This is a genomic window from Nostoc sp. TCL26-01 (genome assembly GCF_013393945.1).
GTDB lineage: Bacteria > Cyanobacteriota > Cyanobacteriia > Cyanobacteriales > Nostocaceae > Trichormus.
The window spans coordinates 20869-36498 of record NZ_CP040299.1 but is presented as its reverse complement, the minus strand read 5'-3'; the positions used below and the strand labels follow the sequence as shown (position 1 = coordinate 36498).

The following is a 15630-nucleotide window of genomic DNA, read 5'->3' as shown; positions in this document are numbered from 1 at the left end:
GTTGTATTTCCCTCTAGAAGAAGCCTTTCTGGATTGTAGCTATGCTTATCGTCCAGGGCGGAATATTCAACAAGCAGTACAACAGCTTTTCTCTTATTATCAGTATCGTCCGACTTGGATTATCAAGGCTGATATTGCCCAGTTTTTTGATAATTTGTCCTTGGCATTACTGTTAACTAATCTAGAAGCTTTGCATCTAGAAAGCGGAATCTTGCAGTTGCTAGAACAGCAAATTAAAGCGGGAATGATTATTTCCGGCAAGTACATTAATTTCGGTAAAGGTGTATTGCAAGGTGGCATACTTTCTGGAGCATTAGCTAATCTATACCTCACAAGTTTTGACAGAAAATGCCTGAGCAATAATATTCATTTAGTCAGGTATGGTGATGATTTTGCTGTCGCTTGTAGCAGTTGGCAGGAAGCTAACCGTATCCTTGATAAAATTATCGCTTGGTTGGGAGAACTTTATCTCACATTGCAACCGGAAAAAACACAGATTTTTCTACCCCAACAAGAGTTTATATTTTTAGGCTATCGCTTTGCAAATGGCAAAGTTTATGCACCACCACCTCCACAACCCAAGCCGGAGGGAGAACACCCGTGACAGGTTAAGAAAAAGTGTATTTTGTCAATCAGCTAAAATACTCAAAAAGCTGTTGATGAAAATGATAATCGTAGTGGGGGTGGGGTCAGGAGGCGAGCGTCGCTCGCCTCCTGACCCCATATTTGATTATCATTATCAAATAAGTTTTTGATAGGGCTAATTTTCTGCAAAAACAAAAGTGTTACAACAAAATAATTTTGTCAGCAGTGGGCAACATTGTTATGTAAATTCAAGGATTAATCTTGGTAATGAAAACTTTGGTCTACCGCTATGCCCAAGCGACAAAAACAAAACTCCGACCACACACACAAACATAATACCCCTACTATAGATAATGAAATAATTTCTCAGCAATTAAAATCTTTACTAACTCCAGCTATCTTTGCTCAAGAAAAATACTACAAGCAGTTAGGACTCCGAGATAGAATTATCAATCTATCTTTCATGCTCAGTGCAGTATTAACTTTATTATGGCGGCAAGTTCCCGGAGTACAAGAATTAACAAAGCTTTTAGCGAGAGAAGATGTCCTATGGTGTCGTGCCACGCAGGTTGCTCAACAATCTCTATCACAAAGATTTTTAGTATTTCCCGCCGAATTATTTGAGCGAGTCTTTAAAGATTTATTACCTCAATTACAATTCAATTGGCAGCAAAGGGTGAAAAGACCACTACCAGATAGTGTTAAGTATGCTCTGCATAACTTTGACAGAATTTGGATAGCTGATGGCTCTACATTAGAAGCTTTGTTCCGTAAGCTCAAAAGCCTGGAAGATGCTAAAATAGGTCAATTAGCGGGTAAGATTTGTACAGTTATTGATTTGGTAACTCGTTTACCTATAGAAATTTGGTTTCATCCTAACCCCGCCGCATCCGAGACTAATTTTGAAGTCCCATTGCTGAATTTATTAACTGAATCGACTCTCATTTTACTTGATAGAGGTTTCTATCACTTCCTCTTCTTTCAACAACTTATTGACCGAAATATTCATTTTATTACCCGTTTAAAAGCTAAAGCATCTATTAAATACTTAAAAATATTTAGTTACGACTATAATGTTAAAGACCGATTGATTCAACTTGGTACTGGGCGTGGTGGCGCACCTATTCTTACTTTACGTTTAATTGAAATTAAGTTTGGGCAAACTGTTTATTCTTATATTACTTCTGTTCTTGATCCAGAAGTTTTACCTCCCTATGTCGTCGCTGATTTATACCGCCGTAGATGGAGAATTGAAGAGGCTTTTCACACCGTAAAACGATTACTTGGTTTATCTTATTTATGGACGGGTTCTATTAATGGTATCAAGTTACAAGTCTGGGCAACTTGGTTATTTTATGCTGTGTTAGTCGATTTGGGTGATGCTGTTGCTGATGAATTATCTTTACCTTTTGACCGCATTTCTTTGGAAATGATTTATCGCGGACTTTATCATTTTAGCGTTGCCCATGACAAAGGCAACGCTGATGATCCGATTAAATATTTTGCTGCTCCTGAAAATCAAGATTTAGGTGTAGTCAAATCTCTACGAAAGCCTGTCCCCAATCTGGATCTAGCCCCTTTTTTTGCACCCCCTTGACAAATGTGCAATTCTCTTAACCTGTCACGGATGGAGGGAGAATGGTTAACTAATGCTTCGGGTACGCCTTATTTTCGTCCCAAAGAACGTCCATTTAAATTTGTCTCTCGTCCACCAAAGGCTTGTGATATCAGCAAGCCAGTAAGTTTTCCTCGCGCACCCATATCTCATTTTTGGCAGGAATCTATGACTACGCTATATATAACGGATCAAGGGGCTTATTTGAGTGCAAAAAACCAACAGTTCCAGGTTTTTTATCAACATGAATTAAGGATTAAAATCCCTATTGTGCGAGTGACGAATATTGTCTTGTTTGGTTGTTGCAATGTTTCTCATGGTGCTGTGAGTGTAGCATTACAGCGCCGGATTCCGATTATGTATTTGTCGCAGAAGGGGAGATATTTTGGGAGGTTGCAAGCGGAAGGAATGGCGAAGGTGGAATATTTAGCACGTCAAGTTGAATGTTCGCAAAATTCTGAGTTTACTAGGAAGCAAGCTGAGGCTATTGTCCGAGCTAAATTGCATAATTCAAGAATTATGTTGATGCGATTAAATCGTCGGGTGAAGTCTGATAAGGCGACTAAAGCCATTAGTCAACTGGAATTGTTTATGGAGAAACTACCATTTGCTGAAGATGTCAATATGTTGCGTGGCTATGAAGGGATAGCCGCAACAACGTATTTTCAAGCTTTAGGTTCATTGGTGACAGGGGAATTTGTGTTTGAGAAGCGTACTAAACGACCACCTACTGATCCCATTAATAGTATGTTAAGTTTGGGGTATACATTATTAAGTCAAAATGTTCACTCGTTAATCCAGGTATTAGGCTTACATACTCATTTTGGTAACTTGCACGTACCTCGTGACAATCATCCAGCTTTGGTATCTGACTTAATGGAGGAGTTTCGAGCTTTGGTTGTTGATTCTCTGGTAATATATTTGACTAACAAAAACATTTTTACCATAGAGGATTTTACCTCTCCTGATGAACGTGGTGGTGTTTATTTTCAACCTCATGCACTCAAAAAATTTCTCAAACACTGGGAGGAAAGATTACAAACAGAAATTACACATCCACACACAGACTGTAAAGTACCTTACCGTCGTTGTATTGAGTTACAGGTACGGGAGTATATTGCTTGTTTGATGGGTGAAGTTGAAGTGTATCGCCCAATGATTTGGAAATTATAATACTTTAGTAATTGCCTGATAGTGGTTTTTGGGGCAAAAGTAAAATCGCTGAAACCCTGATTGTTTCGTAGAATGCCCCAAATTACCTTCCTATTATGGGTTAGAGCTTGGTCAATATCCATCTTATTAAGAAAGTATCTCATTTATTAGGCATAAATTTGACAACCCCCAAAAAACTGCTGTAGAATCGCCTCTAGGTAAAGCTTTCACGAGCTAGCCCTTTAAACTTCTTCGGAAGTTGAATTAATGGAAACGCTCTCAGAGGAGAGCCTTTAATTGGAAATGAACCTAAACTTTAAACTTCTTCGGAAGTTGAATTAATGGAAACACAGGTGTTACCCTCTAGGGTGGGTTTATCTCCTAAAAGCTTTAAACTTCTTCGGAAGTTGAATTAATGGAAACTTTTGCAACTTGGTCTAAGGGAACCCCAAAAAACAGGGACTTTAAACTTCTTCGGAAGTTGAATTAATGGAAACTCAGAAGAACCTTTTCTACCATTTGGCTGAGGGAGCACTTTAAACTTCTTCGGAAGTTGAATTAATGGAAACATGTGATCTCCTTGTGAATATGTCATAAAAGCACCTCGCTTTAAACTTCTTCGGAAGTTGAATTAATGGAAACAGACCGCCTCTTCGATAATCAACATTAGGCTGTAGACCTTTAAACTTCTTCGGAAGTTGAATTAATGGAAACGGCAATTGCTGCCGCAATTATTAATCCAAACATTTCTTTAAACTTCTTCGGAAGTTGAATTAATGGAAACTTTAGATCTTCAGCAATTCCAATCATGTTTTGTACAACTTTAAACTTCTTCGGAAGTTGAATTAATGGAAACAACCCAGCAGGAACAGACAAGGTAGCAGTGCCTGTGCTTTAAACTTCTTCGGAAGTTGAATTAATGGAAACTTTTTACAAGGATCCTCGGTGAACTCGCCGCAGAAGCTTTAAACTTCTTCGGAAGTTGAATTAATGGAAACCATCACGGCGGTCGTTAATGCCAAGAGTAGCATTGCACTTTAAACTTCTTCGGAAGTTGAATTAATGGAAACTGCGCTGCATCGTAATCGCGGTATAATCCGCAATTTTTCTTTAAACTTCTTCGGAAGTTGAATTAATGGAAACGCCCAGTTCATTGCTACGTGCAGTGTTGGTATATCAAACCCTTTAAACTTCTTCGGAAGTTGAATTAATGGAAACTCCTCCACGCGAGATAATTTTAAATCTCGACTACCATCTTTAAACTTCTTCGGAAGTTGAATTAATGGAAACCCGCCGGCTATCCCGGCAGTAGCGGAAAAAAGTAAACTTTAAACTTCTTCGGAAGTTGAATTAATGGAAACCCCCAAGAACCCTCCAAACGATTTTTTAGAGAAATCTTTAAACTTCTTCGGAAGTTGAATTAATGGAAACGCAGCTGCAACTGGGGCTGCGCCCGTAACCAGCAAAACTTTAAACTTCTTCGGAAGTTGAATTAATGGAAACCTCCCACCAAAAGGGTCACCCCGGTAACCATTGTGGCAGCTTTAAACTTCTTCGGAAGTTGAATTAATGGAAACAGCTTGATCTTCTTTTCGTTGCACCGCAGCGGCAACGACTTTAAACTTCTTCGGAAGTTGAATTAATGGAAACTTGTTTTTAGTGCGCTATTTGCAACTTTAAGTAAAAAATCTTTAAACTTCTTCGGAAGTTGAATTAATGGAAACTACACTGCATTCTGGAAAAAAATAGACGCTAATCCAACAACTTTAAACTTCTTCGGAAGTTGAATTAATGGAAACCTCCCACCACAAGGATCGCTCCGGCGACCATTGTGAGAGCTTTAAACTTCTTCGGAAGTTGAATTAATGGAAACTATAGCGCCATCGATACCGACCGCAGCGGCCCCGACTTTAAACTTCTTCGGAAGTTGAATTAATGGAAACAGGGTTGTTGGCAAAGTACCCTTCCAACTGAGCGGTTAATCTTTAAACTTCTTCGGAAGTTGAATTAATGGAAACCTAGTTGCTTCAAAGCTGTGAGAATTTCATTCGAGTTGAGTTTATCAACAACTTGAGAAAAATAAAAAATATCCCCGATTTCTTCAAGAAATCGGGGATATCAAGCTGAATAATTCTGAAAAATCAAATTGATGGCTGATTTAACCAAGCGATTAAATCAGGTAGTGATGAAAATCTGAGAATAGCTCTACCTAATGCTTCTAACTGTTCCTTATTTAACACTTGTACTTGCTCAATAATTGATGAATCAATTTCACCAAAGCGTTCATCAAGTAAAAGCCGACAAAATTTCAGTGCTTCTTCTTGTTCACCCCGTTGTTCACCGCGTTGTTCACCAAGTCTTTCACCCTTCTCCAAAATATATTGATAAATCACCGATTCTTGCATAGTCTCCTCCCGTAATAATTGCAGAATCAAATCTCGCTCAAACTTTAACCCCGCCAATATTTCTGTGTATGCAGTCGTATTTTGTCTAGTCTCAATATCTGGAATTTTAGCAAGACTTTGAGCAACTTGCGATAATAGCGCTGGGGCTGAATCCGTTTTTGTTAATGGTGCTAACGGTAATAACCCCACATTATTCAGAAATAATGCTGAATCTTGCTCCCACATCCGGATAACTTGATAACGATGGGTTGTGACTTCAGTGACATATTCTGTGGTGAAGGCGATTTTATCACTAGTTGGTTGCAAGAAAATCACTACCTGTGTAACAGGAACTTGATATTGACGTGTCAAGCGGACGTAGTAATCTAGCATCCGCAATCCTAGTGGTGTTTTGGATTTAATTGTTGTCTGAAATTCAATATGCAAAATCTGATTTTCTGTTTGCAGGAATGTCACAGAATCAGCGCGAATTGGTTCAATACTCAATTCGGTTTTTAAGATATTAATTGTGCGCGGTTCTTGCTTCAATAACCAGCGAATAAAATCATGGGGATATTTTTCAGCCAGGATTTTACACAGGTTGTCATATTCTGCCATCTAGAGATTGATCAAGGTATTTACTGAGGATAAATATAATTATACTTGAATTATTGCCGTGCGTTGCGCTGCGCGACAACACACCCTACACATAAAATTGGATTTTTATATACAAACTTATATACAAACTAAATTTGGATATATATCAGGTTATATATTCATCTGAGAGGATGTAATTAAGTAAAAAACAAAGCCAATAAGAACATATTCTTAACTTCGCTTTTTTACTTTTACCATCTACTTATTTCAACTATGCCGACAATTTACATCACAGAACCAGATGCTATTCTCCAATTGCAACACGGTTATTTAAAGGTATTTCATCAGCAAAAGCAGTGCCTGATACCAATTCACGAAAAATTTGATTCAAATAAAGCATCAAGAATAAAATCCCACCCTGTTATAGAAGCAACGGTTAATGTGTTTAATTTCTCCAAACGTTTCCAGATAAAGTGTCTTAATTCATCTAACGTGGCAAAACTTTCCCAAGCCAAATGTCTTTTAACTTCTTCCCATAACCGCTCAATTGGATTAACTTGCGGTGTGTGTGGGGGTTGAAATAACAAAATTATATTTTCTGGTATCTGAAGATGTTGGCTAAAATGAAAAGCACCGTTGTCTAATTGAATAATATGTATATCTTGGGAATAAGTAGCAGAGAATTTTTCTAAAAAAATCTGAAAACAAGCCGCATTTAAATGAGAAAACTCCCAAATAAAATATTCGCCCGTTAACGGTTCTACTAATCCGTATAAATAAAAATTCTCCCGTTTCCATTGCATGATACCGATAGGTTTAGTCCCAAAGTTGGTAATTAATCTACCCGCTTCAGTCTTCAACCCCACACGGCTTTCATCCTCGCACCAGTATCTAATTCTTCTTTGCTTATCTATTGGTGGTATGACATATTTCTGAATTACTTCTATGTATTGTGGAAGTTTTTTTTAAACTCCTCTTCCGCTTCTGGTTGGTGTTTTATACCTACTGCACGCGGTACTTTTAGCTTCGCTTTCATTCGATAACGCACTGTATCGTGTACTACTTTGTATGAAGCTTCTACTCCCTCTACCGCTTTTAACCATGTTCGGATTTCTTCATAACTTTTAAATCCCTGGGGGTCTTCTAGTTCCTTTGAAAGTTGCTCTTGAACATCTGTGTTAATAATTGGTGGTCGCCCTGAACCTTTTTTTCTTGATACCAGAGTGTCAATTCCCGATTCTGCATAAGCTTTTAACCACCTTTGCACTGTGGCACTTCCTTATCCCTTCACTACTGCCAAATCTTGGATTGTCTTTACCTGCTGTATTTTCAGTAAATACAATGCTTGAATACGTTCTTTCCCTAATACAGTTTTTTGTTTTTTCAGCAGTTCACGTAATTCTTCTGCTGACTCTTGTATTTTTACTTTTGTGACTCCAGCCATGAACTTCTACTCATATTTCTGATTTAACTATTTTTATCATTTTTTTAGTGAAATGGTATGAGCCTGCGGATTACCAATGTTAGCCAAATCATTATCTTTGGTAACATCAAATTACCAAAAGAAGTCATTAAAGTTGTAGTTGCCCATCAAATCCCAGTACTTTATTTAACTACAAATGGCGAACTTATGGGCAGATTGGAAAATCCAGCACAACGTCAATATAAATATCAAACTTCCCAACGCCAACACACACTTAATGAGGAATTGAATCGGGCGACTGCGGAAAGTATCATCTGGGCAAAATTGCATAATCAACATACCTTTGTGCAGAACTGGACTCGCCATTACGCTGACTATACAACCCAGCGCGCATTAAATTACCTGACGCTGTTGATGGACAATTTACCACTAGCAACATCAGCTAATGAACTGCGCGAATATAGTGAAGAAGCGGATAATGTTTACTACAGTGCTGTTACTTCTCTCCTCAATTTCCATAACTCATGTTCGCCATTCAACCAAAAACGCATTAGTGGCTTTTTGAACTTGGGAAATCAACTCTTGCATCAATATATATACACCTTGCTTGATACTACAGGACTTGATCCCAATTGTGCGATTTTACACCGCGATATAAATCACGACTTACCATTAGCATGGGATTTCACAGCTGAATTTCGTACCGCAATTGTTGATGACTTAGTATTAAATTTCGCTCGAAATTTGGCTCACACTAACGGAAATGGTAATGGTAAAAGTCAGCCGCGCAGCATCCTCCAACGTTTCCTCCAGTATTGGGAAGCCAAGTTACGCACTTTCGTATTGCATCCCTATGCTGGAGAAGTCAGCTATCGCCAGTGCATGGACTTACAAGTACAGGAATACCTCGCGTGTCTGCTGGGTAACGTGGAATATTACCGTCCCTTGGCTTTAAAATTTCATCCTGTAAGTGAAGTAAAAAGTCAAAAGTTAAAAGGCAAAAGAGAAGAGAGTGACGTAAAAATTTACAAGCCAAAAGTGAAAATTTAAAAGATAAGTATCATGAAGAAACTTTACTATGAATCTACATACTTCTTCTTCTTTTACTTTTCACTTGTTTTGCTGCTGACAATGATAGCGCCCAAAATTCTCTTCAACTCCTCAGACTCTTGGATTAATTTATCGAGCTTATCTGGTGAAACAATTTTTGTGGCAACAAGTAGACGTAACCAATATTGAGTTTCACGAGCTTCTTTGAGAGCAATAGCATTTTTATTAATAAAATCTGCTTTACTTTGTCCTGCTCTTGCTTCTTCTACATTAGCCCCAATTGATGTACCTGAACGTAGCAATTGTTTAGCTAATGTTCGTGGAACTCCGGCGTTTTCTTCCAAAGACTGACATAACTTAACTATCCTAACCGCAAAATCAAATGTTCTTTGAGTTATATCTTGATTCATCAATTGTCAAAGTGATAAATGCTAAGACCAAAGTAACACAACTTACCTCTTTCATCTTTCTTTTGCCTTTTTACTTTTTACTTTTTACTTCCTGTGATGTTTTATTTAGTATGTTACGACATAGTTAGCGATACTCGCCGCAACAAAGTGGCGAAACTTTTAGAAGCCTATGGTTTACGGGTACAAAAGTCAGTTTTTGAGTGTGTATTAGATGAAAATCAGTACACAACTCTATCTAAATATCTTGTGAGATTGGTAAATAAACGCGAAGACCAAGTACGATTTTATCCCATGTCTGCACACACCCGTTGCAAAATTGCAGTGTTGGGAACAGAGCCTGAGTTTGTTATCGACGATGCAGCTTTTATTGTTTAGCTGTCAAGACTTTTACACAATATTTACCACAATAGGTATATCAAAATGACTGTCTGGGGGAAAGCACGCGCTCCACCGCTTGGGGAATGGTAAACATCTCTATGCTTTCGGTCAAGTTTGGATATTCGGAAACTATTGAATGCAGATTCAAGTTGTCAAATTCCGTTTATTTTTCACTTCCAAAGTTCAGAAAAAACTTGCTACCTTACCTTCTTTAGACCGTAAGCAATACAACAAAGCTTTTGAATGTTTATCGCAATATGGCCCGGCTTATCGGAGTTTAAGAACGCATCGATATCGTTGCAAAGATGGGGATATTTGGAGTTCTTCAGCGTCTATGGCGAAACGATTTTACTGGCATTATACCGACGAGCAAAGTATTGAGGTCACAAACGTAGATTCACATTAATCAAGCTAAAAGTAAAAAGCCTAATTATTTTTAAATAAAAATCTTTGCTTTTTACTTTCTTTCTTTTGCCTTTTTACTTTTCACTTTTTACTTATTCCTATGCCCAAACCTCGTCCATTACAAACACGAGAATTACGGCTAATTTCGGCATACAGCAATTGGGAATTTGGTATGACACCTCAACAATTCTATTCTAAATGGGAAGTCAGCTATGAGCAAATAGCTTTAATTTGCTCTCGTTCTGATTCTACTGTGCGGGGTTGGTTTAGAAATGGGCGCAATCGACGTTACCCCACTCGCAATGATTTATTACATCTGGGATTGATGGATTTTTGGCTGGAACACTTTGAGGAGATTCCTAAGCATATACAAGTTTTATTAGGTATCGCTTCTTGATGGTATTTTACACCCATAAAAGTATTAGATTGTCAATATCATCTAGGACTATTTTGCTGTAGACACCTGAATTAATGTGAATTGAGGCAATTTAAAAACACATTATTCATGCAGTTGTCAGCAATTGTAGGAGGGTATTATGACCTATTTTGAGCAGCTACATCCGTGGTGCATAATTCGTAATTCACCTAGCAAGGATGGCATAGTTGTAGCGAGATTTCGTCGCCATAATGATGCAACTGCTTACCTACAAGTGCTGCAAAGACAAGTGGATAGTGGCAAGTTTGTCTTGAGGTTTAATTCTCAAGCTTAAATTGCTTGACTTCATGGGAAGTCGAATTAATGGAAACATTGGCTTTCTTTCACCTAAAGGTACTAAATCTCCAGTTATGATTTTTAACTGGGGATTTTTTACTTACATCTTGCACCAAGTCCGAACGACTGGAAGCATTAGATGTAGCTTGGGTGAAGCGCAGCGCAAACCAATTTATAGAACTCCTATTTGATTTTTGTTGGCGTAGCCTCCGCTCCCGTATACAAACTTAGAAAAATTATTACTTTTTAAGTATACGTAAATATTTAGACACAATTAAATGTACTTATATAAAGATAAATTTATTTAGACGTAGTTTCACGTTAGTAGCTTTTTAGCTAGAGTAATATTTTTATACATTAAAAGTTAACACCAAACAAAATTACCTAAGACTGGAAATGCTTACTAATTAATCATTTCAGACCTTGTAACTATATATATTCCCCAAATGAACTTCTATCAACGTAAGTTATATGCACTACTGCGATCGCCAGAATATGAATGTTGGGGAGATGCTGTATTATCTCAGTTAAGATGTCTCGATGATCACCGTGAAGATTTAAGCGTGTGGTGGAATGGGAATAATAGCAATGCAGAAATAGGTAGACACGCTCAAGATATTGCTGCTTCCTCCGACCGAGTTAATTTATACCATCGCATAGAATCCCAGGAAAACCCACCACAAGTTATGGTGCGTCATCCTATAAGCGGACAAAAACAGCAAGTTACAGCCTTACAACCTCCAATTAACGCTCCAAATATTAGCCAAATCAAAGAAAAAACCAACGCCCAAGAAGTTTTTTGGTGGTTTTGGCGATTTTACCCAGAACTATTAGCAGGTGAGCAACAAGATAAACTATTATTCCCTGCACATTCAGTCATCCCCGACTGTCCACTACACAGCCACCAAAGTACCGTTTCGGCGCTGACAGGCGCAATGTTTCCAGAAGCATGGGAAAAAGGAGACTCAAAAACACCATATTTATTGATATTCTCCTTCTCACCCGTACAAGAATTTATCAAATCTTCTCGCAAATTCTTAGATTTTTGGGCAGGTTCATATCTATTACACTATCTCAGTAGTCGGTTGTGCTGGTATATTGCCCAAGAGCTAGGCCCCGATGCTGTGATTGTACCTTCCCTGTGGAGTCAGGAAATAATTGATGCGTTAATGATCCAAAAGTATCCAGACTTTGCGACTGATTTTAAACGCCTTCAAGAAGATAAAAAAGACCCAGTGCAAAGGTTTACAGATAAAACTTCCACCAGTTTAAGTACTGCTGGATTTCCCAATATGATTACAGGGGAGCATCCACTTTTGGCAGAAAGACTCAAATAGCTAATAAACCATTGAGATAAGCACAACGAATAGAGAGGATGTGATTAACACTATCAACATTCCACTGTGCGCCAGAAATTTTAATCCTCGCACCAATTTGTTTAATAGCAGATTCAACTGCGCCAGAACCAATAGAACAAAGTTGTTCAGCCTGGTAATAGGCATAATTGACAATACGAGAGCGATGTTTTTCAAGATAAGCAATGAAGTTCTTCGCTTGTTTACCTCGGCAATGAAGAAATAAAGCTTGAGTTTCTTCTATCTGACCTTGCCATAACAGCGTTTCAGCAGCTTTAAGCCGTTTTAAAGAACCACCAACTTTATAGAGATTTTCTTTGAGGTGATACCAATCCAAGATTTCCCAACGCTCAAAATTTTCTGTTTTACCAAACTCTTTGACTAGATTCCACACGCCATCATGACCATCCCCCAAGCACACTAACGGGTTAACCAGACGTTGGCTATTGACATAATCAACTAATGATTGGTTGTCATCAAAAAACGCACCATAGTAAATCCCTTGCAGACGAACGGTTTTATAGTCTCGCCAGTAACAGCCTGCTTTCGGTTTACCTCTGAGTCGGACTTTTCCTCCATCTACACTGACTTCTGAAACTGCTTGTTTTGCAAATGGTAGTTGAAAATCTTGTGACAGCACTAATTTTTGTTGCGTTGAGTGACCCACTTTGACTCCTGTCAATGCCTCAACTTCAATTTCTGCTTTTTGGTATGATTCGTTAGCTGACAGCCTTAAACAACACTTTTGAAGTAATGGACTTAACCGGGTTCTTGGCTTCAAACCCAGTTTCTGTAACTGTTTGGCTTTAAGAGTCAGTTCCCCCACTAAGCTTTTAATTTTCCTGGTTTTACCTACTTTTGTTCCAGTTTTTTGTTCGATAAAAAAAGGGCTATTTCTGGACTGACTAGTTCTAATATTTGACTCCGAACTGTTTTTTCTATACTTTCGAGGTCTGTCAGCTTACTTTTATCTGCTTCTTCATACAGTAGTGTTGACAATTCTTGTAAACAGGCTTTGATTCTTTCTTGTTTATCCTGGTTCATGGTAAGTCATCCACACTGTTTTATCTGTTGTTATATTCTCCCAGAACCTGTATATCTTCCAAAAGTGGATGCTCCCGATTACAGTGGTAGTTCCAGGGAAAGAAGGCGCACAGAAATTAGGAAAAGAACTGAAAGAAAAACTCACCCAAGAATGGGTGAAAATAGGTGAACAAGTTCGACTTTGTATTAGAGAAAGAGTAGTTGAATATTTAAAAAAGCCAACTACAAAATTAGATGAATTGCTAACAGAAGCTTTTGGTGATTTAACTAAATTACCAGATGAATTTCTCAAACCCTATAGACACGAACTCAGGCTTTTGCAACACGAAAGCTGTTGGGAATGGAATAAACTCTGGGATGAACAACTAAAGCATACTTGGGAACCTTATTGGGCTGCTGTTCCTTTAGGAAGTCCAGATTTACCATTAATCAAAAATAAAGAAAATAATATTTTTGAACAAGAATGGATTAAAGTTCAACAAGAAATCTCCCAATCTCTCATAGATTTACCTTCCGAGGCTGAAGTAAATGTTTATGACACACTGAATGTAGGGACTTGGTGGGGAAGTTTACAACAAAGATTACGCTTATGTCTAGTTGCAGTCAAAAATACTCGGAATTGGCAAATTCCCACTGCACCAGGGGAACGTTCCAGCATATCAGGACAATTTAGCGCTGTCCATCCTCGGTTTAACTATACCAAATTCGCAGAAGGAGCCGGGACACCTGCTGGTTCAATGCGTTTATTTGGACTTGTGATATCTAAGGCATTTCCTGGATTGTTTAATGGTTCTGAAAGGTTGAATGCCCTAGAACTTACCAAACGGATGGCGTGGGTTTATGGTGGAGTTGCAGAAAAATTGGGAGTAAAAATTGTTGAAGAATCTTTACTCAATGAAGAAGATGCTCAAGAATTTGAAACTGATATAGATGTACCAGAAATTGATTATGAACAGTTAATTAGGTTTCCTAATGTAAGTTCAATTGCAGCCGCTCGTTTTGCTCATAAGCATCCCGAATTACTAGAAATTTATTGGCATAATTTAAATACACTACTTAAGCAATATTGGAATAAACAACTTATCAAAAAGACTAATTTGCAAATATATAAACAACAAAAACGAGATTTTTATAGTAAAACTCGACGACCTTTTCATATTAGCAAAACAGACACAAAAATAAAAACAAAATTATCCCATCTCCGCAAGGATTATAACGGTGTCATGTTCTCTGGGAAATGGTTGGCAGACGACATGGGGTTAAAAGGTGACGATGTTGGTGAACTCAAAAATTTAGTCGCCCAAGCACACCGCGATACAGGTTTTGGTGAAAGTAGTCCCGCCGATTGGTGGGTGATTATTCTCGCCGATGGCGATGGTATGGGGAATTATATTTCGGGAAATACACTCAAAACATACAAGTTTTATCTTGAAGAAGATGCTGTTAATAAAAACAGTGAAAATTTTAACGCTCATCTATTTAATGAACTTTTAGAGAAAGCTAATAAACGCATGGGGCCAGCAACCCATGTAGGACTCAACCGCGCTCTTTTAGACTTTTCTAATCGTCTTGTCCCCTATTTAACAGAAAAACGCTTCTGTGGCCGTGTCATTTACAGTGGTGGTGATGATGTGAAAGTAGTCTTACCTCTAGAAGACTTACCAGAATATATCTTATCTCTGCGTGCAGCTTGGTGTGGTAGTAAAGATCCACATGAAGAATTTATTCATTCTCCCAATGGTGATGAAAACAAAGCCACTGGCTATTGGCATCCTACTGATAAAGTAAAAGGATTACCCAAACGCCCGCATTTTACAATGGGGAAGGGTGCAACCATGAGCATGGGCATAATCATTGCTCATAAAAGTGTTCCTCTTCCTACTGTTCTAGAAAGTTTATGGGAAGCAGAAGGAGAGAGGGCGAAAAAAATCCCTGGTAAAGATGGTATTTGCTTTCGCGTGATTTACGGTGGTGGAAACCAGTTAGAAGCACTGATGAAGGGTGAGTTACTGGAAGCGTGGTGGGGCTGGGTAAATGAATACGAAAAATACCAAGACAAACTTAGTCCCCTACTATATCGGTTAGCCGAAGAACTTCCCCACCGTGCTTCCATCACTCAAGATTACAAACTGTTTTCCAAAGCGGCGAGAGTAATTATGGACAGCCGCGATAACAGCAAAGAACTTAAGCAAACATTTGCAAAAATCGAACAATGGTTAGATAAATGGGAAGATTGGGCAAAATCAACTCTCAAAATATGGGCGGAAAAAACCTTAAAAGAATGGGCTAAAGAAACTATACAAAAAAGCGATAAGCCTGAGAAGCGCAAAAAAGCTCAAGAAATTCTAGAACAACTAGAAGAATGGGATAAACAAACTTTGGAATACTGGATTAAAGAAGCCAAAGAAATTCAGTCTGAACCCATAGGTACTGAATCCGAAGATTTAGCTAAACTTTTGAGATTTACCGCTTTTTGGGTCGATAAGCGAGTAGAACGGTGGAAATGGGGTGAAAAATAAT

13 protein-coding genes, 2 pseudogenes and 1 CRISPR repeat array are annotated in these 15630 nt (G+C 38.3%); of the genes and pseudogenes, 9 read left to right on the top strand and 6 right to left on the bottom strand.

What is annotated here, in order from left to right:
- Position 1: 1 nt before the first annotated feature.
- From FD725_RS30390 to cas1 (FD725_RS30380), 3 genes and pseudogenes are all read left to right on the top strand, one after another.
- Positions 2–595: pseudogene (locus FD725_RS30390) on the top strand (reverse transcriptase domain-containing protein); the annotation flags it as partial.
- Positions 596–874: 279 nt separating this feature from the next.
- Positions 875–2182 (top strand): IS4 family transposase, encoded by a 1308-nt coding sequence (locus tag FD725_RS30385; RefSeq protein ID WP_179051919.1) that lies wholly within the window; start codon positions 875–877, stop codon positions 2180–2182.
- A 33-nt stretch (positions 2183–2215) separates the two neighbouring features.
- Positions 2216–3373 (top strand): annotated as a pseudogene (gene cas1, locus FD725_RS30380) (CRISPR-associated endonuclease Cas1); the annotation flags it as partial.
- 219 nt (positions 3374–3592) lie between these two features.
- A CRISPR array of direct repeats spans positions 3593–5370; the repeat unit is 35 nt; unit sequence CTTTAAACTTCTTCGGAAGTTGAATTAATGGAAAC.
- Between the two features lie 123 nt (positions 5371–5493).
- Here the strand turns inward: cas1 (FD725_RS30380) and FD725_RS30375 are convergent.
- From FD725_RS30375 to FD725_RS30360, 4 genes are all read right to left on the bottom strand, one after another.
- The gene (locus FD725_RS30375; protein ID WP_179051918.1) at positions 5494–6354 is read right to left on the bottom strand and encodes a DUF4351 domain-containing protein; all 861 of its coding nucleotides are present in this window, start codon (positions 6352–6354) and stop codon (positions 5494–5496) included.
- A gap of 350 nt (positions 6355–6704) precedes the next feature.
- Positions 6705–7229, bottom strand: a complete 525-nt coding sequence (locus FD725_RS30370) for an IS630 family transposase (RefSeq protein WP_256871940.1) — start codon at positions 7227–7229, stop codon at positions 6705–6707.
- 47 nt (positions 7230–7276) lie between these two features.
- On the bottom strand, positions 7277–7600 hold the full coding sequence (locus FD725_RS30365) for a helix-turn-helix domain-containing protein (protein ID WP_179047366.1): 324 nt from the start codon (positions 7598–7600) through the stop codon (positions 7277–7279).
- 12 nt (positions 7601–7612) lie between these two features.
- Complete coding sequence (locus FD725_RS30360; RefSeq protein WP_179047365.1) at positions 7613–7777, bottom strand: hypothetical protein; 165 nt, start codon at positions 7775–7777, stop codon at positions 7613–7615.
- 57 nt (positions 7778–7834) lie between these two features.
- On the opposite strand from FD725_RS30360, the gene cas1 (FD725_RS30355) reads away from it, so the two are divergent.
- Entirely contained in the window at positions 7835–8806 is a 972-nt protein-coding gene (gene cas1, locus FD725_RS30355) for a CRISPR-associated endonuclease Cas1 (protein ID WP_179051917.1), read from the top strand.
- A 53-nt stretch (positions 8807–8859) separates the two neighbouring features.
- Here the strand turns inward: cas1 (FD725_RS30355) and FD725_RS30350 are convergent, their stop codons facing one another.
- Entirely contained in the window at positions 8860–9216 is a 357-nt protein-coding gene (locus FD725_RS30350; RefSeq protein WP_179051995.1) for a four helix bundle protein, read from the bottom strand.
- A 96-nt stretch (positions 9217–9312) separates the two neighbouring features.
- On the opposite strand from FD725_RS30350, the gene cas2 reads away from it, so the two are divergent.
- The 4 genes from cas2 (at position 9313) to FD725_RS30330 (ending at position 12048) form a co-directional block, all read left to right on the top strand.
- Positions 9313–9591, top strand: coding sequence for a CRISPR-associated endonuclease Cas2 (gene cas2, locus FD725_RS30345; protein WP_179051916.1), 279 nt, complete (start codon positions 9313–9315; stop codon positions 9589–9591).
- A gap of 508 nt (positions 9592–10099) precedes the next feature.
- Positions 10100–10396, top strand: a complete 297-nt coding sequence (locus FD725_RS30340; RefSeq protein ID WP_179051915.1) for a hypothetical protein — start codon at positions 10100–10102, stop codon at positions 10394–10396.
- Between the two features lie 139 nt (positions 10397–10535).
- Positions 10536–10709, top strand: coding sequence for a hypothetical protein (locus FD725_RS30335; protein WP_179051914.1), 174 nt, complete (start codon positions 10536–10538; stop codon positions 10707–10709).
- 448 nt (positions 10710–11157) lie between these two features.
- The gene (locus FD725_RS30330; RefSeq protein WP_256872032.1) at positions 11158–12048 is read left to right on the top strand and encodes a type III-B CRISPR-associated protein Cas10/Cmr2; all 891 of its coding nucleotides are present in this window, start codon (positions 11158–11160) and stop codon (positions 12046–12048) included.
- Here the strand turns inward: FD725_RS30330 and FD725_RS30325 are convergent.
- A protein-coding gene (locus FD725_RS30325; RefSeq protein WP_179051842.1) for an ISKra4 family transposase occupies positions 12041–13110 on the bottom strand; the annotation gives its coding sequence in 2 pieces (ribosomal slippage) (positions 12041–12954 and positions 12954–13110; 1071 coding nt in all). The genes FD725_RS30330 and FD725_RS30325 overlap by 8 nt on opposite strands.
- A gap of 68 nt (positions 13111–13178) precedes the next feature.
- On the opposite strand from FD725_RS30325, the gene cas10 reads away from it, so the two are divergent.
- Positions 13179–15629: a type III-B CRISPR-associated protein Cas10/Cmr2 gene (cas10, locus tag FD725_RS30320; protein ID WP_256872031.1), complete on the top strand. Its 2451-nt coding sequence runs from the start codon at positions 13179–13181 to the stop codon at positions 15627–15629.
- Position 15630: the final 1 nt, after the last annotated feature.